Annotated in this window: 18 protein-coding genes; 11 read left to right on the forward strand and 7 right to left on the reverse strand. The window is 67.3% G+C overall.

Translation table 11 applies throughout. The features are described 5' to 3' along the window. The first annotated feature begins 16 nt into the window (after positions 1–16). The 3 genes from I4I78_RS00435 (at position 17) to xerC (ending at position 1,762) form a co-directional block, all read left to right on the forward strand. Positions 17–355: a hypothetical protein gene (locus tag I4I78_RS00435; RefSeq protein WP_218609120.1), complete on the forward strand. Its 339-nt coding sequence runs from the start codon at positions 17–19 to the stop codon at positions 353–355. A 65-nt stretch (positions 356–420) separates the two neighbouring features. Beyond that, on the forward strand, positions 421–630 hold the full coding sequence (locus tag I4I78_RS00440; RefSeq protein WP_218609121.1) for a helix-turn-helix domain-containing protein: 210 nt from the start codon (positions 421–423) through the stop codon (positions 628–630). 220 nt (positions 631–850) lie between these two features. Continuing rightward, positions 851–1,762: a tyrosine recombinase XerC gene (gene xerC, locus I4I78_RS00445; protein WP_226378853.1), complete on the forward strand. Its 912-nt coding sequence runs from the start codon at positions 851–853 to the stop codon at positions 1,760–1,762. Between the two features lie 774 nt (positions 1,763–2,536). Here the strand turns inward: xerC and I4I78_RS00450 are convergent. Further along, a protein-coding gene (locus I4I78_RS00450; RefSeq protein ID WP_218609122.1) for an IS3 family transposase occupies positions 2,537–3,804 on the reverse strand; the annotation gives its coding sequence in 2 pieces (ribosomal slippage) (positions 2,537–3,516 and positions 3,516–3,804; 1,269 coding nt in all). 270 nt (positions 3,805–4,074) lie between these two features. Here I4I78_RS00450 and I4I78_RS34070 point away from each other — a divergent pair. Further along, complete coding sequence (locus I4I78_RS34070; RefSeq protein WP_226378826.1) at positions 4,075–4,812, forward strand: DUF6338 family protein; 738 nt, start codon at positions 4,075–4,077, stop codon at positions 4,810–4,812. A gap of 197 nt (positions 4,813–5,009) precedes the next feature. Here the strand turns inward: I4I78_RS34070 and I4I78_RS33625 are convergent, their stop codons facing one another. Together I4I78_RS33625 and I4I78_RS00460 are read right to left on the reverse strand one after the other, a co-directional pair. Continuing rightward, a complete protein-coding gene (locus I4I78_RS33625; RefSeq protein WP_218609123.1) occupies positions 5,010–6,455 on the reverse strand; it encodes a HEPN domain-containing protein in 1,446 nt (481 codons plus the stop codon). A 208-nt stretch (positions 6,456–6,663) separates the two neighbouring features. Next, positions 6,664–8,442: a sigma-54-dependent Fis family transcriptional regulator gene (locus I4I78_RS00460; RefSeq protein ID WP_218609124.1), complete on the reverse strand. Its 1,779-nt coding sequence runs from the start codon at positions 8,440–8,442 to the stop codon at positions 6,664–6,666. Between the two features lie 288 nt (positions 8,443–8,730). On the opposite strand from I4I78_RS00460, the gene I4I78_RS00465 reads away from it, so the two are divergent. The 7 genes from I4I78_RS00465 to I4I78_RS00495 all read left to right on the forward strand — a co-directional run bounded on the left by I4I78_RS00465 (position 8,731) and on the right by I4I78_RS00495 (position 16,585). Further along, positions 8,731–9,657, forward strand: coding sequence for an alpha/beta hydrolase (locus I4I78_RS00465; protein WP_218609125.1), 927 nt, complete (start codon positions 8,731–8,733; stop codon positions 9,655–9,657). Positions 9,658–9,726: 69 nt separating this feature from the next. After that, a complete protein-coding gene (locus tag I4I78_RS00470) occupies positions 9,727–11,352 on the forward strand; it encodes an NAD(P)/FAD-dependent oxidoreductase (RefSeq protein WP_218609126.1) in 1,626 nt (541 codons plus the stop codon). Between the two features lie 531 nt (positions 11,353–11,883). Beyond that, the gene (locus I4I78_RS00475; RefSeq protein WP_218609127.1) at positions 11,884–12,456 is read left to right on the forward strand and encodes a TetR/AcrR family transcriptional regulator; all 573 of its coding nucleotides are present in this window, start codon (positions 11,884–11,886) and stop codon (positions 12,454–12,456) included. 85 nt (positions 12,457–12,541) lie between these two features. Beyond that, on the forward strand, positions 12,542–13,306 hold the full coding sequence (locus I4I78_RS00480; protein ID WP_218609128.1) for an enoyl-CoA hydratase/isomerase family protein: 765 nt from the start codon (positions 12,542–12,544) through the stop codon (positions 13,304–13,306). A gap of 21 nt (positions 13,307–13,327) precedes the next feature. Further along, complete coding sequence (locus I4I78_RS00485) at positions 13,328–14,989, forward strand: AMP-binding protein (RefSeq protein WP_218609129.1); 1,662 nt, start codon at positions 13,328–13,330, stop codon at positions 14,987–14,989. 4 nt (positions 14,990–14,993) lie between these two features. Next, positions 14,994–16,157 carry a thiolase family protein gene (locus I4I78_RS00490; RefSeq protein WP_218609130.1) on the forward strand — a complete coding sequence of 388 codons (1,164 nt, stop codon included), beginning with the start codon at positions 14,994–14,996 and terminating at the stop codon, positions 16,155–16,157. Next, positions 16,154–16,585 (forward strand): Zn-ribbon domain-containing OB-fold protein, encoded by a 432-nt coding sequence (locus I4I78_RS00495; RefSeq protein WP_218609131.1) that lies wholly within the window; start codon positions 16,154–16,156, stop codon positions 16,583–16,585. Before I4I78_RS00490 ends, I4I78_RS00495 begins: the two co-directional genes overlap by 4 nt. Before the next feature lie 8 nt (positions 16,586–16,593). On the opposite strand, the gene I4I78_RS00500 is transcribed toward I4I78_RS00495, so the two are convergent. The 4 genes from I4I78_RS00500 to I4I78_RS00515 are packed head-to-tail and all read right to left on the reverse strand — an operon-like array spanning position 16,594 to position 21,243. Beyond that, a complete protein-coding gene (locus I4I78_RS00500; RefSeq protein WP_218609132.1) occupies positions 16,594–17,532 on the reverse strand; it encodes an LLM class flavin-dependent oxidoreductase in 939 nt (312 codons plus the stop codon). Then, positions 17,529–19,079, reverse strand: a complete 1,551-nt coding sequence (locus I4I78_RS00505; protein WP_218609133.1) for a class I adenylate-forming enzyme family protein — start codon at positions 19,077–19,079, stop codon at positions 17,529–17,531. The genes I4I78_RS00500 and I4I78_RS00505 overlap by 4 nt, the downstream gene beginning before the upstream one ends. Beyond that, positions 19,076–20,752, reverse strand: coding sequence for an NAD(P)/FAD-dependent oxidoreductase (locus I4I78_RS00510; protein WP_308251827.1), 1,677 nt, complete (start codon positions 20,750–20,752; stop codon positions 19,076–19,078). The genes I4I78_RS00505 and I4I78_RS00510 overlap by 4 nt, the downstream gene beginning before the upstream one ends. Then, complete coding sequence (locus tag I4I78_RS00515) at positions 20,749–21,243, reverse strand: hypothetical protein (protein ID WP_218609134.1); 495 nt, start codon at positions 21,241–21,243, stop codon at positions 20,749–20,751. Before I4I78_RS00515 ends, I4I78_RS00510 begins: the two co-directional genes overlap by 4 nt. Between the last annotated feature and the right edge of the window lie 111 nt (positions 21,244–21,354).

Here is a 21,354-nt window from a genome sequence, read left to right on the forward strand (position 1 = left end):
CCCGAAAGCTCAACACATGACGTCCGACCAGACTCGGCGGCGCATGGCCGTCTTCTCCGTGCACACATCGAAGCCCGACGACATCGGAGCCATCGAGGTGGTCTTCGACAACCAGCTCGCAGCCGAGGAGTTCGCCGCCGGCCGCTCCAAGGACCCGGGAGTCCTGTCCGCATCGGTGACCCGGTACTTCCTGAGCGAACTCGGCAGTCGCAGGCCGATCAGCTGGTTCGTCGACGGGATCGAACAACCTCGCCGATTCGACCGTCATCCCTATCCCACGGACGGAAGCGAAAGCCCGCCAACAAATCCGGCCACACGGCAGCAACGCAGCCGGACACCTCGACCGGAAGCGTGATCGTGCACCAGCAGACGATTAGGGTGCCCCCGGCTTGGCGCTCGTGGCGACACGGAGACGACCTCATGGCGGACAAGGAGCTCTACCGGGTCGACGAGGCGATGACGATCCTGTCTCTCAAGCGCAGCACGATCTACGAGCAGCTCCGATGTGGAAGGTTGCGCTCGGTCCATGTCGGCCGGACCCGGCTGATTCCCGCAGCCGCCATCGCCGAGTACGTCGCCCTGCTCGAGGGCGAGGCGGGAGCCTCAGGTCGATTCGGCGTTGCGTCATGACGGTGCGGCGCAGCCGCGGTGAAGGCTTCACTGGGACGAATCCCGGCAGCGCTGGATCGCCACCGCGACGATCGGGTTCGACGGCCGCGGGAAGCGGATCACCCGGAAGGCCAGCGGAGCCACGAAGACGGCTGCCAAGACCAAGCTGCGAGAGATCCTCCGCGATCATGAGGACGGCACGACCGTCGCTCCCGGCCACTACACGGTGCGAGAGACGGTGATGGACTGGTTGTCCTACGGGCTTTCCGGGCGGGCACCGGCGACGGTCAAGAACTACATGACGATCGCCGGGCAGCACATCGTCGGGCCGCTCGGCGCGCACAGGCTCCGAGATCTCTCCGCTGACGATGTCGACCGCTGGTTGAAGGCCGAGTCCCGATCGGTGAGCACCCGGACGCTTCGCCTGATGCACTCGATTCTGATCCGGGCGGTCAACCACGCCATGGCCCGCGACAAGGTCAAACGCAACGTCGTGAGCGTGTGCCGTCCTCCGACCGGCCGGCCTGGGCGGCGGTCCAAGTCACTCGATCTCGCACAGGCAGGCGCTCTCCTCGATGCAGCTGAGTCGAGCTCCTTGCACGCCTATATCGTGCTGTCGCTGCTGACCGGCGCCCGTACCGAGGAGCTTCGCGCACTGCGGTGGGGAGACGTTGACCTCGTCGGACAACCCGAGGCATCGCCCCCGATCCCCCCGTCGATCTCCGTGGTGCGATCGGTGCGCATCGGTGGGGACACCAAGACACGCAAATCACGGCGCCGGCTCGGTATGCCGCACCGATGCGTGACGGCGCTCCGACGCCAGGCGGCCCGGTCGATGCCCTCACCAGATCCGGATCAGTTGGTCTTCGCGACCCGGAGTGGCTCCGAGATGGATGCCCACAATGTGCGTCGCGCCTTCCGGCGTGTCACCGCGAGCGCCGGTCTCGACGCCACCGAATGGACCCCTCGAGAAATGCGGCACAGCTTCGTGTCCCTGCTCTCGGACTCTGGAATGCCCCTCGAGCACATCTCGCGTCTCGTCGGGCACAGCGGCACCGCCATCACAGAAGCCGTCTACCGCCAGCAGCTCCGTCCGGTCCTGGAGCACGGTGCAGCTGCCATGGACGACATCTTCCCGGTCGCCGATTCATAACGTCCGAGTCGCGACCCGAGCAGTCGCATGCTCTATCCCGAGCGCACCGTGTCGCCTTCTCCGCGGCGCCCGGCCCCTCGACGGCGACGATCACGGCTGGCCCTCGTCTCGAACGATAGACACTCAGTTAGTCACTCAGCACCCGCCCTGCAGCTGACCAAGATCACGAACGCACGAGGGTCGGGCTCATCCTGGGACCACGACGAAGTCGCGAACCCGCAGGTCAAATGAGTAGAGGCCGGTACCCGACGTTCTCGGATACCGGCCTCCGGCCTGTCGGGACGACAGGATTTGAACCTGCGACCCCTTGACCCCCAGGCACTTATACGCTGTCCCTGACCTGCGCCCAATCCGGGTCCGCGCTGGTCACGAGTCCGGCGGTGTCCGTGGTCGTCCGGCGGGCCGTCGGTCGGTTGTCACTCAGTTAGACACTCACCGGCCGCCGTACGCCCCGACCGGCACCGTGCTGCCTACTCCCCGGCTTGCCCCGATAGAGGCCATCCCGAGCGTGGTTCGGGTGGCGTGCAGGGTCGCCGGAGGCGATCGCGTAGCGACGGCTCTGTGTTGGGACCACGGGTCTCCGCGCAGGTTCGCCCTGGACGGCGCCCGAATCACAGGCGACCCTTCGGCCGGCTCAGGGCAAGCACGACACGCCCGAAGCGAAGACCTCAGAGTCGGACACGAACACATGGGAACATGTGTTCGTCACCGCTCCTCAGCGAGGAGGAAGCCTACTGATCAGCCTGAGTGAACCGCCCCGGCGTGTCCGGAGAGCTATCGGTTTGAGTGCTCCGGCTCCGGTTGGGCCTCGTGGTGACGGTAGTGGGCCGTCTCCAGCTCGGCGGGTGGCAGGTCTGCGGCGGAGCCGTGAAGGCGTCGGTGGTTGAACCAGTCGACGTATTCGAGGGTGGCGATCTCTACCTGCTCAACGGTGCGCCATGGTCCCCGCGGTTTGATCAGTTCGGTCTTGAACAGCCCGATCGTCGACTCTGCCAGCGCGTTGTCGTAGGCGTCGCCGACGGATCCGACCGAGGGCGCGACACTGGCGCTGGCCAGGCGTTCGGTGTAGGAGATGGACGTATATTGGGAGCCCGCATCGGAGTGGGCGATGAGTCCGGACAGGTCTTGCTGGCCTTGTCGGCCACGTGTCCAGACGGCCTGTTCGAGGGCGTCGAGGACCAGTTCTGTGCGCATCGTCGTGGCCGCGCGCCAGCCCAGGATCCGTCGTGAGTAGGCGTCGATGACGAACGCGACGTAAACCATGCCCGACCAGGTCGGCACGTAGGTGAAGTCGGCGACCCAGAGCTGGTCCGGGGCCGGTGGGTTGAACCGGCGGCCGACCAGGTCCGCGGCCCGGACTTCGGGCCCGGCGATCGTGGTGCGGATCCGCTTGCCGCGCCGAGCGCCGACCAGGCCGTGGGCTCGCATCAGCCGTTCCACGGTGCAGCGGGCGACCGTGATGTCCTCGCGGTTGAGCTGGGTCCAGACCTTGCGGGCGCCGTAGACGCCGTAGTTCTCGGCGTGTACGCGCACGACCTCCGCGCTCAGCTCCTCGTCACGCTGCTGCGCCCGGGACGGACCCGCGGCGCGGGCGGCGTAGTAGGTCGACGGGGCGATCGCCGCGCCCAGCTCGCCGAGCTGGGCACAGATCGACGCGACACCCCACCGCCGCCCGCCGGTGCTGCGGGCGGCGTGCTGGTCGATGAACCTCACCAACGCGTGCGTGGCCGGTCGATCTCGGCCGCGAAGAAAGCCGACGCCGCCTTCAGGATCTCGTTGGCGCGCTTGAGTTCCGCGTTCTCCCGCTTGAGCCGGCGCAGCTCATCGGACTCCTCAGTGGTTGTCCCGGCCCGGGCACCGCCGTCGGTCTCGGCCTGGCGGACCCACTTGCGCACCGTCTCCCCGGTCCCGACTCCGAGCTTCTCCGCAACGGCGTTCATCGCCGCCCACGGCGACTCGTAATCGGCCTGGACCTCGGCGACCATGCGCACCGCCCGCTCACGCAACTCCGGCGGATAGGGCGGCTGGGAACGACGTGTCATGACTCCATCTCCTCAGAAGATCAAGTCTCCGGACACGCCGGGGCGGTTCAGAGAGGACCCGACGATGGTGCATGAGTCGCGACCCACGGGACAACCCCCAACGACCGCACAACTGATCTGTCGAATACCGAGCGCAAGGATGGGTCGCACACGATCCAGACCGCAGGCTTTCCGGACGGGTTCGTACCGCCGTCTGCGTCGCTTGAACCGCAGCCTCAGTCGAACGCCCCGACGGCAAGCACTGACATCCAGGCGAAGAATAACGAGTAGATGCTGCCGACTAGCATTTGGATCGGCGCAATCCTCTTGGCGCTGGTTCCAGGCTGGCTTTACACGCAGTTGCGCGAGCGCTTATCGCCGCGTCCACCGATGTCTAACCTGAGTGAGCTCTTGAGCGCCTTATCGGTCGGCCTTGCCACTACAGGCGTAGGCATCGCGCTTCTCGTTCTAATCCCTCATCAGTGGTTACCGTTCCTGGTTGATGTTGACGCTTGGCCTTCGGGCGGGAATGTGTACTTGCGGGGCAATGCTCGCGAGGCAGTATGGACAGTGGCCGTCGTCCTGATGCTCGCGACCGCAATCTCGCTGGTCCTGTACATTCCACAGCGCTTACGGCGCAAAACCGAGTTTAGCGCCAACCGGAGCGTGTGGGTCTCGTCGCTCGGCGCCAGACCGAAGCGCCAGATACCGTGGGTTGGCATAAAGCTACAGGATGGCTCACTCATTGAGGGAATTCTATACAGCTACAGTGTCGCAGAACGCCCGCCGGAAGAACGAGATATCACGCTACAGAAGCCGCTCCGGCGAACCGCCCCAGAGCCCGGATGCACCCCAACACCCGTCCAGGTTGACCGCGCCATGTTCTCCGGAACAAACATCGCCTATGTTACCGTTAGCAACTACCCGGAGAAAGAATCGCGGTCGAGGCAGGCGCGTAGATCCGTCTACCGATGGTGCGCCGCGCAAGCGGCAAAGCTCCGGCGCATTGATACGAGATGGAAAGGCTAGAAGCAGTGAGCCGTGCGAGCGCTGCCGTATGGCACCGCGTGGGCGCCTGAACTGCGCTTCCGGTCAGACAAGGGCAGCGGACGCGACGAGCACCCATTGGGCGGCTCGATCGGATCCGTGTCGGCTGCTTCGTCGAACCAAACAGTTCGAACTCATTCTTGATGAGGTAGATTCATGCGACCCTGCCATGGAGGTGCTCAGCTACCCGACCCGTTATTCGATCCGAGCGCACTTAACAGTCGTTCGTCCAGCGACTGCGGAGTCCAGGGAACTTCGGCTCGAAACAGGTTCAGCAGGAGAGCACGCAAGAGCACGACTCCGACTTCATTAGCTGGATACGCCTTACCCTCTAATACAACGTTCATCGTCTTCCACGAACGACCGTGGACAATTTTCGAACGCTGCTCGTAGAACTTCTTCACCAGTCGATAGACAACCGATGGATCGACCCCGTCGACCGAGAGCACCACCGCAGCACGTTGAGCCATTCGATGCGTCATCTCGTCGCGATCACTATCGGCGAGGAGAAGTGCTTCGATCCCTATCGCTGCATCCAATACTTCGTCTTCTTCAGCGACTCGAAGCAGCGCCCGAACCGCACGCCGGGAAGCCAACTTGACGTTCGCGGGCGCCACGCTCAGAGCGGCAAACGTCGCAGGTAGCACCTCCAGCTCTTTGGCCGAAATTGGCTCGACCTCTTCGTTCCACCGTCCTTGATCAAATTCGTGCGGATACCGCTCGAAAGTCTGCACCTTCCAGACAGCCGGAAGATCGTGCTCCCAATCATCAGCCCAATCGAGCGGACGAACGACTGCCTGCGCGTAGCCCGTACGCCGACTAGAAATGACATGGAGACACTCGAATACGCGATCAACCACCTCGTAATCTATACCTGATTGGCGGTAGCGCCGCTCAAACGGGTCTTGATTATCGATCGCAATATCGCAAACCACTACAGCATGCGTCGAAGCTGCAACGACATGAGCGGATACTCGACCGCCATACATCGTGGAGACCGCCCGCGCGCGCTGCATTGATTCGTCTAACTTCTCGATCCTTACACCGTGACCCAGCTCAATCGGCCCAGCATGGTCGAGGGGAGTTAGAGATATCGGCACAAGCAGGTCCCCCCTTAGCTCATTCGCGAACCGCGCTCGCTCTAGCTGCAGATAGATCGCCAGCAAGTCCACATCGGCTTCAACTCCGACAGCCTCTGCTCGAGATATGATGTCACACACAAACCGCATATATTCGAAGACGAACTGCTTCTTGCGAGATTCGGCGTCAGATTCGCTATGTGAGAGCAGACTGATGCGTCGCTCGAACGATTCATCGCTGGCAGCAACTTCCCAGACGCCGTCTGCGGCAGCCTCCAGCTCGGGAACGTTACTGTACTTGATTTGCGCAAATAGTCCGACATCTGAGCCAAACATGTGGTCCCAGTTGACCGGAGCAGAGTCAGGCGGAAAGAAGGTGTCGGCTGCGGTCGTGGTTGACCAGCCTACTGAACTCGATGTGTACTGCGTAACGGCTTTCCGAGGGATGTATCGGTTCGATCTCAAATGCTCGCGGGCCCGCTCGCGGGCAGCCCGAACAGCGGGCAGCGTCAGACTCCACAAATCCGGCTGCAGGGGTGCATCCACGCTGCACATGATCCCGCAGTCGCCCAAGGAGCGGTGAGGCAGGGTGTCTCACCGCTCCCTCCGTGTTATCGCGGCCGACGACCGCGCTGCGGTAAAGCTCAGCCGAGCCTCGTCGTCCATGGTGCTCGCTGGGGGCGACCGCGATGCGGCCCCCCGACAGGCGGCCGGTGAGAAGTGCCGGCCCAACCTGTCTGGTCGAAAGGACGCGTCAGGTGATGCCGAATTCCCGCATCTTTCGGTAGAGGGTGTTACGACCGATTCCGAGTAACCGCGCTGCCTCGCTGCGGTTTCCGTCGGCTACTCGAAGCGCGTCGGCTACCGCTTCTCGTTCGGCCGCTTCCATTCGGTTCAGAGTGCGGGGCGTGCAGAGCTCATCGGGCAGATCGTGTGCGTCGACGGTTTCGCCGTCCGCGCGTCGGGCCAGGAGGATGACCGTGTTGCGCAGTTCTGCGAGGTTGCCGGGCCAGCGCCAGTCCATCAGCCGGCCCCAGGCCGAGGAGGAGAACCGCGTTTCCGACTGCGGGGACGGCAGCTCGTCGAGGACGGTTCGCACCAGAGCGGGTAAGTGGTCCAGCCTGTGCGCCAGCGCGGGCAGGCGGACGGTAGTAGCGACCCGTCGGATCACACCGACCGCCATGTCGTCTGCGGCGTCGAGGTCCGCTGTGAGCGCGAGCGGAGCACGTGAGTTGGCGAGCGCCTGTAGCTGCGCAACTGTCGGTGATGGGGTCGCGTGCACTCGGCGGACGACGACAGCACGTCCGACGCTTGTGGCCGCTCTCGCAGTCTCGAACCAACCGGGATCGAGGTGAGGCTCGACGACCAACGGGTCGTCCGCGCCCTGCATGCGCAGCATGCGCAGCGTGGTCCGCAGCTTTCCAGTGCCACCCGCACCGGTCACCGCGACCATCTCGCCGTACCGCACGGCCGTTGCAAGCTGGCGGTCGACGTCATGGTCGAAATGCAGCGGCTCCGCCGATATGTCGGGTGCAGCCGCACCGACCACGCGCACCGGGGGCGGCTGTGTACTCCCGCCAGGGTGGCGGTCCGGTCGCCTTGGGAGCAGCCGGATGCTGAAGGCCAAGGCTCCGGCCTCGTCGATCGGTTCGACCAGGGCGTCATGCCGACCGTCCGAGAGCGGTACCTGCATCCGCCGCGCGCTGGTCGGCCCGTGCTCGCTGAGGAACCGCCACAGCGTCGGGTGTAACTCCGGGCCTGTGTGGTCGAGCCCGAGTCGATTGGCGAGGACGGTGTGCTCGTCGACGACGAGTGCTCCGGTCGTCCCCCGTTCGGTAGCCAGGTAGGCGTGGACGAGTCGACGATGCCGTTCGCCAGCTTCATCGAGGATCCGTGACGCGATCTGGCGCCCGATGTCCTCTGCCATGACCGTCATCAGGGGGTGGACGTCGCGTAGCGAGCAGGCCAGCGCGAAGGACCCGATCATCCGCCCGGTGTAGGGCTCCATGATCGGCGTGCCGGCGCAGGTGAAGTCTGCCAGCAGGGCGTTGTAGTGCTCGGGTCCGCGGACGAGCACCGGACGGCGCTCGACGAGCACCGTGCCGAGGCCGTTGGTTCCGACCGAGTGCTCCGAGAAGTCGAATCCCTCCGCCGCGCTGGCGCGATCCATGGTGTCCCGCTGACGACGAACGTCGGCATGTCGCATCAGGATCCGTCCGGTTGCATCGGACAGCACCATCGCCACGGGCACATCGGCAAAGCTGTCCTTGAGCCGGTCCAACACCGGCTCCGCAGCACGGCGCAGCACCGGGAGGACGTCGGCGGGTTCGCGGTAGTCGACGCCGTTGGGGGCTACCGGTACCGCGTCGCCGACGCATCGCCGCCAGCTCTTCTCGATGTACTGCGGCACACCGCTGGTGCCCGGCGACTCGGTCAGCAGCCCGCCGTCGACGAGCGCCTCCCGACTGACCCGGGTGCGCTCGCGCTCGACCGACGTCAGGAACATTGGGAACCGGATCTCGTCTCGACGCATCGTTGCCTCGTTGTCTGTGCTCGACGCGCCCTGCTGGCTCGCATGCCCCTCGTGCAGCCGGATACCTGGCGACGGCGCCCCGGCTGCACGTCGGGCTGCCTCTCGTGGCGAGCGTGTAGCCGGCAGGGCCGTCGGTACCCAATGAGGGCTGGCTCAGACGGTAGTCCGAGACCGATGCGCAAGCTGTCCCGTTTCGGAACACCCATGAGGCGTCTGCATTCCCCACAGTGATCCCACACCGGGAATGTGGCCACCGAGGTCCGCGGCACGGTTCGAGGAGGGATCCAGATGACAACGGCGCCATCGACCCGCCCTGCGGGGACATCCGCCCAGTCCGACGCCTTGCGCGCGCTCTACGCCGACTGGTCCAGCATCCTGGCCAGTACGCCGGACATGACGATCCGGCTGTTCCGCAGCGTTTTCGACGAGTGGCACCAGCCCACTCGTGAGCCCGAGGACGTGACCTACCGCGAAGAGACGGTCGGTGGCGTGCCCGGAATCTGGACGTTGCCGGCGGACGCCGACACCTCGAAGGTCTTGCTCTACACCCACGGCGGCGGTTTCGCCGTCGGCTCGGCCGCGAGTCACCGCAAGCTCGCCGGGCACGTGGCCAAGGCACTCGGCGTGACGTCGTTCGTGCTGGACTACCGCCGCGCTCCGGAGCACCCGCACCCGGCGCAGGTCGAGGACGGCGTCGCCGTGTTCACGGCGCTGACCGGACGCGGTGTCGACGCGCGCGACATCACGACGATCGGGGACTCGGCGGGCGGCAACCTCGCCGTCGCGATCCCGCTGTCGCTGCGCGAGCAGGGACTCCCTCTGCCCGGGAGGGTCATTGCGTTCTCGCCGTGGCTGGACATGGAGAACGCCGGTGAGACGCTGGTGATCAACGACGCGAGCGACGCACTGATCACCGTCCCACTGCTCGAAGGCATGATCGCCGGCGTCCTCGGGGAGTCGATCGACCCGACGACGCCTCTCGCGAACCCTCTGTATGCAGACCTGACCGGCCTTCCGCAGCTCTACATCAACGCGGGCTCGGCGGAGTCGCTGGTCGACAACGCGACCCGTCTCGCCGAGCGCGCGAAGGCGGCGGGTGTCGACGTGACCCTCGCCGTCGCAGACGGGATGCAGCACGTCTTCCCGTTCCTCGCCGGCAACGCACCCGAGGCCGACGACGAGATCGCGGCTATCGCGAAGTGGTACCACGGCTGATCGCTGCCACACCCCGGCCTCACGTCCCTGCGGCGTCACTCTCTCCGCGACACGATTCTGGAGCAACCAATGAGCACAACACGTACCCCTGACGTCGATGCGATCGTCATCGGCGCCGGTTTCGGCGGCATCTACATGCTGCACAAGCTGCGCAACGAGCTGGGCCTGACCGTGCAGGGCTTCGAGAAGGGGGGCGGTGTCGGCGGTACCTGGTACTTCAACCGCTACCCCGGCGCCAAATCCGACACCGAGGGGTTCGTCTACCGCTACTCCTTCGACAAGGACCTGCTCCAGGAGTGGGACTGGACCACCCGCTACCTCGGGCAGCCGGAGGTTGAGCGCTACCTCAACCACGTCGTCGACCGCTTTGACCTGCGTCGCGACATCCAGCTCAACACCGAGGTGACCGGAGCGACGTTCGACGAGGACGCCGACCTGTGGGCGGTGACCACCGCCGACGGGAAGTGCCTGACCAGCCGCTACGTCGTCAACGGGCTCGGCCTGCTCGCCAAGAGCAACATCCCCGACATCCCCGGCCGGGACAGCTTCGCCGGCCCGCTCGTGCACACCAACGCCTGGCCCGAGGACCTCGACATCACCGGCAAGCGGGTCGGCGTGATCGGCACCGGCTCGACCGGGGTCCAGTTCATCACCGCCGCTGCATCGCGGGTCGGGCACCTCACGGTATTCCAGCGCTCGCCGCAGTACGTCGTGCCCTCGGGCAACCGCCCGGTCGACCAGTCCGAGGTCGACGAGACCAAGCAGAACTTCGACGCGATCTGGGACCAGGTCAAGAACTCCGTCGTCGCGTTCGGTTTCCAGGAGAGCGGCGTCGAGGCGACGAGCGTCTCCGCCGACGAGCGACGGCGGGTGTTCCAGGAGAACTGGGACAAGGGCAACGGGTTCCGGTTCATGTTCGGCACGTTCTGCGACATCGCCATCGACCCGGACGCGAACGCAGCCGCCGCTGCGTTCATCCGCTCCAAGATCGCCGAGACCGTCGACGACCCGGAGACCGCCCGCAAGCTCACCCCGGAAGACCTCTACGCGAAGCGACCGCTGTGCGACCAGGGTTACTACGAGACCTACAACCGCGACAACGTCGAGCTGGTCTCTATCCTGGAGAACCCGATCCACACGATCACCCCCAACGGCGTGCGCACCGCCGACGGGGTCGAACACGAGCTCGACGTGCTGGTGTTCGCAACCGGCTTCGATGCCGTGGACGGCAACTACCGGGCGATGGACCTTCGTGGGCGCGGCGGACGGCACATCGGCGAGCACTGGACCGACGGCCCGACCAGCTACCTCGGCCTGTCGAAGGCCGGTTTCCCCAACATGTTCATGATCCTCGGCCCGAACGGCCCGTTCACGAACCTGCCGCCGAGCATCGAGGCCCAGGTCGACTGGATCGGCGAGCTCATCAGCCATGCCCAGCGCAACGGGGTGCGCATGGTCGAGCCGACCCCGGAGGCAGAGGACGGCTGGACCGCAACCTGCACCGAGATCGCGCACATGACGCTGTTCCCGAAAGCCGAGTCCTGGATCTTCGGGGCGAACATCCCCGGCAAGAAGAACGCGGTCATGTTCTATATGGCCGGGATCGGCGCCTACCGGCAGAAGCTCGCCGAGGTCGCCGGGAACGACTACGAGGGCTTCGTGCAGACCAAGCAGAACGACACCGCTAGCGTCTGACCGCGCCACCGCCACGACGGGGCCCCGACCGACGGCCGGGGCCCCGTTCGCGTGACAGGCAAGACTGAAAGGAACCATCCGCGCGCACGCCGAGTCACCATCGGTCCCGTTGCTGCTCCACGTGCTCACGCCTTGCCAACTCGTCCGCTGTGGCGCCGCAGACGTCCCGGTCCGGTCGTCTGGACCGTGCAGGATCGCGTCATCCCATTCGCGCACATCTGGCACCGATGAGGGAGCGCGGGCCGGGGGCCGGTGCTCGCCCGCGTCGCCAGCATCCGGTCACGTTCCCACATTTGACGATGCCGACGCCGTCGACCGGACGACCCTCGACGTGATGGGTACGGCGGACGGTCCGCCGAACACGACCCACGTTGTTCGGCTTCTCCGACATATGCAATGCCATTCGACATTTTGTGCTACCCTCCGAATATCTGTCGTAACTCGGCACAGGGAGCGCCCATGACAAGAACTGGTAACCCGGGCGTACCCGGCGTCGACCGGCGTGGACGGCGCGCGGCCACCCGCCGCAGCATGATCCTCAACGCCGCCGCCACCTCGATGGCCGAGCACGGCTACGAGCGGGTGACTTTGGAGCAGATCGGCGAGCAGGTCGGGCTCTCGGCCACCGGCCTATACCACTACGTCAGCGGCAAGGAGGACATCCTCGCCCAGCTGATGACCGACACGATCGAGGAGATCGGCCGTGAGACCGATTTGCTCGCCGCCGGTTCCTCCGACCCGGAGGTGTTGTTGCGGGCCTTCGTTCGCGCGCACCTGCGGGTCGCGGTGACGACGCCAGCAGGACGGGTACTGAGCAGCCATCAGGACATCGTGGTCAGCGAGACTTACAGCGATGCCATTCGTGACGCACGCCGCCGACACGAGCGGAGGCTCGAGTCGATTATCGCAGATGGTGCAGCGAGGCGGGCCTTCCGTGCTTCCGACCCCCGCACCACCGCTCGGTTCGTTCTAGGCGCGCTCAACGGCGTCCCCCGGTGGGCCGGCTCCCAGGCCACCACGGTCCTGACCGACTCGATCGCCGAACAACTCGTCGACCATCTGATCAGCGGCATCGGAACTGAGCCTGGCGCAGCCGGGTCCTGACTACGGCATACGCCGCGGCGATCCACGAAGGAGTGGCATGACAGAACTACGAGACAGCTCGCTCGAACAGTCGCGCTTCTCCGAGTTGCTCTATGCCGTCACCGACGGCGTCGCCCGGATCACACTGAACCGTCCCGCCGAGCTGAACTCCTTCAGCACCAACCTCTATCGAGAGCTCCGCGACGCCGTCCGGTTGGCCACCATCGACGACGTGGTCGACATTGTCGTCATCACCGGCACCGGACGCGCCTTCGCCACCGGCGGCGACCTCAAAGAAGTGCTGGCCTACCTCCAACCCGGAGCGGACCCGCTCGACATCTACCGCTTCGAGGACAACCTGCCCTTCGAGACGGTGCGACAGTGCCCGAAGGTCACGATCGCGGCAGTCAACGGGATCTGCATGGCCGGGGGGCTCATCACGACGATGTCGTGCGATATCTCGGTGGCGGTGGCCGACGCGGTCTTCGCCGCTCCGGAGGGCAAGGTCGGTGTCGCCGAGGGCTGGATGCCGGCCGTCATGTTCGGGCGGGTGAGCGTGTCGAAGATGCGTTACCTCGTCCTGACCGGCGCCGCGATCCCGGCCGAGAAGGCCGAGCGCTGGGGTCTGATCACCGAGGTCGTGCCCGATGCCGGCGCCCTCGACCGCCGCGTCAACGAAATCATCGAGGAGGTCCGCGGCACGTCACCCGCCGTGCGTCGGTCCTACAAGCAGACGATCAATGACATCGCGCCTGCCGGGAGGATGGGCGACTTCCGCGAGGGAACCGGCACCCCCGACGGCATCGAGGGGCTGAGCGCGTTCGCCGAGAAGCGCCGGCCCCAATACCGCAACGGCATAGCCCACGCCTGACCGCCCGGACGGGAGACGACGATGCGCGACTGGAACGGACTGCTCACCCAGCTCACACCGGAGAAGGCTGCGGAACTCCGGTCGCAGGGGTACTGGGGCGAGCAGCGGCTCTGCCACCAGGTCGACAAGGCGGCGTTGCAAACGCCGGACCGGGCAGCCGTCGTGGACCGGGGTGGCTCCACCAGCTACCTGGAGCTGCAACGGCTGAGTCACGTTGTCGCGGCGGGCCTGGCCGGACTCGGGGTTAGGCCCGGAGACCTCGTGAGCTGGCAGTTGCCCAACCGGCTCGAGGTGGTCGCGTTGATGGTGGCCTGCACGCGCCTCGGCGCGGTGTTCAACTCGCTGGCGCCGATCTTCCGCGAACGCGAAGTGTCGACGATGCTGGCGCTGGGCGCCCCTAAGGTCGTCGTCACCGTGGAATCCTTTCGCGACTTCGGCCACGCCAAGATGATGAGCGCGATCGCTCAGGACCTGTCCGAGGTACCCACCGTGGTCGTCATCGAGGGAGCCGGCGGCGACCGCGGCTGGCCGCAGCTGTTGGCTGACGGGCAAGCCCGGTTCGACGCCGAGGGTCCGGTCGACGCCGGGACCAGCGCCGACGCCGTCGCGCAGCTGGCGTTCACCTCCGGTACCACGGGTGAGCCCAAGGGAATTCTGCACACCCACAACAGCCTCTACTACGGCGGCCGCATCATCGTCGAGCGGCGCGCGTTGACCACCGACGACGTTTACCACATGGCCTCCACCCTCGGGCACCAGACCGGAATCCTGTTCGGCGTCCTGGCCCCGGTCCAGCTCGGAGCGACCGTGGTCCTGCAGGACGTGTGGGACGCGGGCGATTACCTGGACATGGTCGAGGCGAACGGAATCACCATCACCAGCGGCGCGACCCCCTACCTGCAGGACACCCTGGAGCGCCCCGACTTCGCGGCCAAGGACACCTCGACGTTGCGGCAGGTCGGATGCTTCGGGTCGGGCTTCCCCAGCCCGCTGGCCCGGCGGGCTGCGCAGATGCTGCCCGGCGTCGAGTTCTACGGAATCTGGGGGATGACCGAGGTCGGCCTCGCCACCGCGCACTCCCCCGGCGACCCGCCCGAGATCGTGTGCGACACCGACGGCCACGCCGTATTCCCGATCGAGGTGGCGATCCGCAGCGACGACCTGGCCGAGGAGCTCGGACCCGACGAAGTGGGCGAGATGGTCGTGCGCGGCCCGTCGCGGCACCTGGGCTTCCTGCAGCCCGGTCTGGCGCCATCGCACTTCCTCGACGGCGACTGGTACCTCACCGGCGACCGGGGCCGGATCCGTTCCGACGGCCGGTTGGTGATGACCGCCCGCAGCAAGGACATCATCATCCGAGGCGGCGAGAACGTACCTGTTCTGGAGGTCGAGAACGTCCTGATCGAGCACCCCGACGTCTGGTCCGCCGCCGTGGTGGCCGTGCCCGACGAGCGACTCGGCGAGAAGGCCTGCGCCTGCCTCGTCCTGCGCGACGGCGCCTCGTTCGACGTGGCCGAGCTGCGCCGCTGGCTGGCGGAGAAGAAGGTCACCCGACAGTTCTGGCCCGAGTACGTGCAGGTCTACCCGGAGTTCCCGGTCACACCGAGCGGAAAGATCAAGAAATTCGCCCTGCGCGAGCAGGTGGCGACAATCGCCTCCAGACCCATCGACGAAGGAGCGTGACGGGTTGACCGTCAGTCCACTGCGGGACGCGATCGCCATCGTCGGCGTCGGGGAGTCCGTCTACTCGCGCCGGTCCGCGGTGCCGGTGCCGACGCTGATGGTCCAGGCGGTGCGCGACGCCATCGCTGACGCCGGCATCGACATCGACGAGGTGGATGGAATCGTCTCCGACGCCGCGGTCGCCCCCCACCTCCTCCCCGCAGACGAGCTCGCTGCCAACCTCGGGCTGAGCGACCGGGTCTTCACCGCGCAGATGTCGGTAGGCGGCGCGGGAAGCGTCGGGGCGCCCCTTCTCGCGGCCCAGGCGATCGCGACCGGTGCGGCGAAGACCGTGGTGTGCTATTTCGGCGTCGACTGGGGCTCGGCACCCGGCGGTCCGTACCGGTTCCACGGCACCGACCCGTACAAGGCCAGCCTCGAGATGCCGTTCGGCTTCTACGGGCAGCCGGTCTACTTCGCCGCCGTGGCGCGCCGTTACATGCACCGCTACGGGCTCACCCCCGAGGATCTCGCCGACGTCGCGATCTCCACCCGCGCCTGGGCGGCGCTGCACCCGGGGGCGATGAAGCGCACGCCGATCACCCGCGCGGACCACCGGTCCTCGCCCATGATCGCCGACCCCCTGCGGGTGCTGGACTGCTGCCTCCTCACCGACGGCGCCGCCGCCTTCGTGATGACCTCGACCGCGCGCGCGCGCGACTGCCGGCACCGTCCGGTCTCGGTGGCGGGCGTGTCGTTCAGCGGGGCGGCCATGTCCGGGCACTCCTACCTGGCCCAGCACGAGGACTATCTGTCCACGCCGGCCCAGGTGACCGGCCCGCGCGCGCTGGGGATGGCCGGGGTCGGTCCGGAGGACGTCGACTTCGCCGAGATCTACGACTGCTTCACCATCAGCTGCCTGCTGCAGGCGGAGGACCTCGGCTTCGCGCCCAAGGGCGCCGGCGCCACCCTGTTCGCCGACGGACACGCCGCGCCGGGGGGATCGCTGCCCATCAACACGCACGGGGGCCTGCTGTCGCACGCCTACGTGCTGGGGATCAACCACGTCGTCGAGGCGGTGGCGCAGCTGCGCGGGGGCTGCGGCGACCGGCAGGTGCCCGCCGCCGAGGTCGGACTCGTGTCGGGGTATGCGGCCTGGGAACACGCGAGCCTGGTGCTGACCGCATGAGCGCCATCACCGTGCCGAACTCCGGACCTTGGGTCCCCGACATCACGTGGCCGGTCCTCGAGGAGTTCTGGGCCGCCGCCCGCGAGGGGCGTCTGGTCTTCCCGCGCTGCACGGCGTGCGGCCGGTACCAGTGGTATCCACAGGCGATGTGCCCGGACTGCCGGGCGATGGCCTTCGAGTGGGACGACGTCCGCCCAGAGGGCTACGTGTTCAGCCACACGACGCTGCGGCGCAGCTTCGTCCCCGGTGAGGACGGCGAGCAGGCCCGGCACATCGTGCTGGTCAAGTTCGTGCACGTGCCGGGCGTCACCCTGGTCACGAACGTGCGCGGAGACATGGCGCCCCGGGTCGACCTGCGGGCGCGGATCATCTTCGACCAGGTGGCGCCCGGGGTGTGGCTGCCGGTCAGCGAGCTGTCCGAGGACTGATCGCCAGGTCAGATCATCGCGCCGAGCCGGTCCCGTACGCCGGCGAGTCGCTCATACTGGCCCAGCACATCGACCGCGGTCGGCATCATCACGAACGCCTCGGCTCCGGCCTCGCGGTACCGGGCCAGCTCGTCAGCCACGCGGTCCTCGCCACCGATCACACACCACCGCTCGATGGCCTCGACGGGCATGCCGTACTGGCCGGCGACAAACCGCTCCAGCTCGCGGCGACCGGTCTCGGCATCGTCGGTGACGTGTACGAACACCAGCATCACGGTGGTGCAGACCGGCCGGCCGAACTCCTCCGCCTGGGCCCGCAGATCGGCGACCGCCCGGCGCACCCGCTCAGGTTCGAGCCACACCGCGATCCAGCCCTCGGCGAATCGGGCGGCGCGGCGCACCGCGTGTGCGGACCGGCCGCCGACCACCAGCGGAGGTCGCGAGGACGGCACCGGTTCCAGCTTCGGCGAGCGCACCGGCAACAGCGGGCCGGGATGGTCCACGGCCTCGCCGCGCAGCAGCGCATCGACAACGCCGATGGCCTCCTCGAGCCGGCGACCCCGCTGGGCCACAGGGTAGCCGGCGGCCTCGAACTCGGCCGGGTTCTCACCGCCCACGCCGACACCGACTATCAGGCGGTCCGGCGCGAGCGCGGCGACCGTGCCGAGCTGCTTGGCGGTCCACACCGGGTTGCGCATCGGCAGCAGCAGCACCCCGGTGCCCAGGACCAGCCGCTCCGTGACCGCGGCGACAGCTGCCAGCGCTCCGCACGGTTCCAGGACCGGTGGGTGGAAGCTCAGGTGGTCACCGACCCAGCCCGAGTCGAACCCGAGATCCTCCGCCAGCCGCGCGGCGGCCAGCAGCGGCGGTGCGCCCAGACGCAGCGGGTCGAAGTTCGGCAGCATCACTCCGAACCCGGACGCCCGTACCGCCAGCGGTGTACTCACACGGTACCGACCTGGCCGAGCTCGCCGTCGTTGATACGCGCGGTGAGCTCCCGCTTGAGGATCTTCCCGACCGGGTTGACCGGGAGTGCGTCGATGAGATGATAAGTCTTGGGGATCTCGAACCCGGCGAGCCTGCCGCGGCAGAACGCGGTGAGCTCCCTCGGATCCACTGCCGTCCCCTCGGCCGGCACGACGCAGGCGCACACCCGCTCGCCCCACTTCTCGTCGTGCGCACCGACGACCGCCACCTCGCGCACCGCAGGATGCTCGACCAGAACGCTCTCGACGCGCACGGCATAGACGTTCTCACCGCCGGTCTTGATCACCTCCTTGCCGCGACCCTCGAAGTAGAAGTACCCGTCCGGGTCGCGGCGCAGTATGTCGCCGGTGTGGAACCACCCGCCGCGCCATGCACGAGCGGTCTCCTCGGGGTCGGCGTAGTACTCGGGTATCACCGACGCGCCACGCAGCAACAGCTCACCGGGCGTGCCCGGTGGCACGTCACGGTCCTCCTCATCCGCCAGGCGCCACTCGAGCCGCGCGTCCAGTCGCCCGACGGACTGGCGGCGTTCGAAGATGTCCTTGCCGCGCAGCAGGCAGGTCGTGGTGTTCTCGGTCTGGGAGTACAGGTAGAACAGCTCGGTGTCGGGCAGGTACTTCGCGACGACATCGCGGTTGAAGAAGTTTCCGCCGGGGACGAACAGCTTCGTGATGCTTGACAGGTCGTAGTCGTCGATGCCGGCCTCGACGAGCCAGTTGAACAGCACCGGCGGCATCAGGAAGACGTAGCTGACCCGCTCCCGGTCGATGATCGAGAGGAACTCGGTGGGGTCGAACTTGGGGGTGACGATCGTGGATGCCCCGATGATCATGTGCGTCAGGGTGGTGACCAGAATGGACGCATGATAGGGCGGCATCGGGTGCAGGCAGATGTCATGCGGCCGGAAGCCGATGTTCCACTGGAACGCGTAGTGGTTCTGCAGCACGGTCGCGTGGGTGTGCACGGCCAGCTTGGGCAGGCCGGTCGTGCCGCCGGTGGAGAACAGGATCACCGGGTCGTCGTCGCCGACGCCGACAGGGAGCGGCACCCCCGAACCCGACGCCACCAGCTCCTCGTAGGCCAGCACGCCTTCCGCGGCTGGCGGTGGCCCGATCTCCACAACCGTCGCGATCCCGGCCAGCCTTCCCGTTGCGCGCATCGCCGCGACGCGGTCGCGGTGGTCGGGCCCGACCACCAGTACGCGGGCGCCGCACTTGGCGACCAGCGCGTCGACCTCGTCGTCGATGCGGCGGGTGACCATCGGCGCCAGGACCGTGCCGGCCTTCGCGCAGGCGAAGAACAGCTCCGGCATCTCCACGCAGTTCTCCAGGACCGCCGCGACCGTGTCGCCGCGCCCGAGACCCAGCCCGGCGAAACCACCGGCCAGCCCGGTGGTCCGGTGTTCCAGCTCGGCGTAGGTCAGGGAGCACATGCCGACCGTGATCGCCTTCTTGGCGGGGAACTCCTGTGCGTGCGAGGTGATGAAACGCCCGAGGTTCATCGTCATGCCGGGGCACCTTCCGGTCGGCGCCGCACCGGCGCGCTGGGGGTGAGCTCGAAACCGTCGTAGCCGCTCGCAGCGACCGCGTCACACGCCGTTCGGTACGCCCCGACACCGGCGACGTAGGGGTACACGACGCGCGGTTTGCCGGGCACGTTGGCGCCGGTCCACCAGGAGTCCACTGCTCCGAGCAGGGTGTGCGCCGCGACGCGCGCGGCGTGCGCGACCCAACCGTCCTCTGCCTCGACCGTCGGCTCGATGAGAGCGTGACCGTTGCGCTGCAGGTGGTCGAGGCACCCGGCGATCCAGTCGACGTGCTGCTCGATGCAGGTGGGCATGTTGGAGAACACCGACGGGCTGAGCGGGCCGGTGATCGTAAAGAGGTTCGGGAAGCCCGCGGACATCAGCCCCAGGAGGTTGCGGGGTCCGTCGATCCACTTCTGGCGGAGCTCGACACCCTCCCGTCCGACGATGTTTATCGCCAGCAACGATCCGGTCATGGCGTCGAATCCGGTGGCCAACACGAGCACGTCGAGCGGGTACTCAGCCTCTGTGGTGCGCAGACCACCTTCCGTCACCTCCACGACGGGGGTTCGGCGCAGGTCGACCAGCGTCACGTCGTCGCGGTTGTAGGTCTCGTAGTAGCGGGTGTCGAGGGCCGGGCGCCGAGTACCGAAGGGATGGTCACGCGGGGTGAGCGCCTCCGCAGTTGCCGGATCGCGCACCACCTCACCGATCCGGGCGCGCACGAAGTCCGCGGCCACGTCGTTGGCGGCGCGGTCAGTCAGCACGTCGGCGAATCCGCCGAAGACGAACCGCATCCCCCCGGTGTCCCAGAGGCCGCGATAGAGGTCCTCCCGCTCCGCCGGTGACACCGATAGTGCCGAGCGAGGGTCGACATCGAACGGGAAGCCGCCCAGGGAACGCCGGCAACGTTCGCGGATCGCGTCGTACTCGGCCTTAACCGCCGCACTGACCATCGGGTCGGTCGGTGCGTTGCGCGCGGGAACGCTGTAGTTGGGGGTGCGCTGGAAGACGGTCAGGTGCTCGGCCTGCTCGGCGAGCAGCGGGATCGCCTGCACCCCCGACGAGCCGGTGCCGAGCACCCCGACCCTGTGACCGGCGACGTCCACCGGTTCGTGCGGCCAACGACCGGTGTGCAGCACCGGGCCGCGGAATCGCCCGACACCGGGCACGGCGGGGACGTTCGGCGTGGACAGACAGCCGACCGCGGAGATCAGGAAGCGGGTACGCACCTGCTCGCCGGTGTCCGTACGGACCGACCAGCGGGATCCCGCCTCGTCGAACGTCGCCGCCACGACCCAGGTGTCGAACTGGATGTCACGGCGCAGGTCGAACCGGTCGGCGACGTGCTCGAGGTAGCGCAGGATCTCCGGCTGCGACGCATACCGTTCGCTCCACTCCCACTCCTGTTGGAGCTCCTCGGAGAAGGAGTACGAGTAGTAGACGCTCTCGGAGTCGCAGCGGGCACCCGGGTAGCGGTTCCAATACCAGGTGCCACCCACCCCGGCACCCGCCTCGTAGCCCCGAGCGCTGAGACCGAGCTGCCGCAGCTTGTGGAGCATGTAGAGCCCGGCGAATCCGGCCCCGACCACGACCGCATCGACGACGTCATCGGCGTCTGTGCGGTCCTCGTCAGGGCCGCCTATCGGGCTCACCGCCGCCCCGCACCCGTGGCGGCGAAGCGGGGCACGGCGAAGGATGTGCGTCCCGCCTTCCAGAACAACCGCTCGCCGAGGTGGGCGGCTACCTCACGACGCTGCCGCTCGAGCGGGTCGGCACCGGTCGGTGGCTGCGTGAGATGCTCACTCAGCTGCAGCCAGTAGGTCGCCGGGCCGAGCCTGGTCACCTCGCGCGCGGGCGTCGACGCCACGACGTCGCCGCCGATCAGATCGACGTAGGCGGGCCCGAGCACCATTCCCCACCAGATTTCCGGAAGCCAGGCCTGCAGGTTCTGCGGCGTCAGGTAGACGAAGCCGGGTGGCTCGCCGTTCGCTGCGGCTGGGCCGGGCAGGACGTCGACATAGCCGAAGTCGGCCCCGAACGTCGTCGAGGCCTCCCGCACGAAGCCGACGAGGCCGTCCGGGCCCGCTACTGCGTTGTTGCACTCGAGCGTGATCGTGGCATGAGTGTCGGTGGGGTAGAACATCGGATGCACCCCTCCCCTGACCCGCATGGGCGAAGGTGAGTCCCAGAAGATCTCCCCCGAGGACTCGGCATGCGCGGAGCGCAGCGCCCGCGCGGAGCCGCCGCCGTCCCC

The sequence above is a fragment of the Pseudonocardia sp. KRD291 genome, from assembly GCF_019263595.1.
Lineage (GTDB): Bacteria > Actinomycetota > Actinomycetes > Mycobacteriales > Pseudonocardiaceae > Pseudonocardia.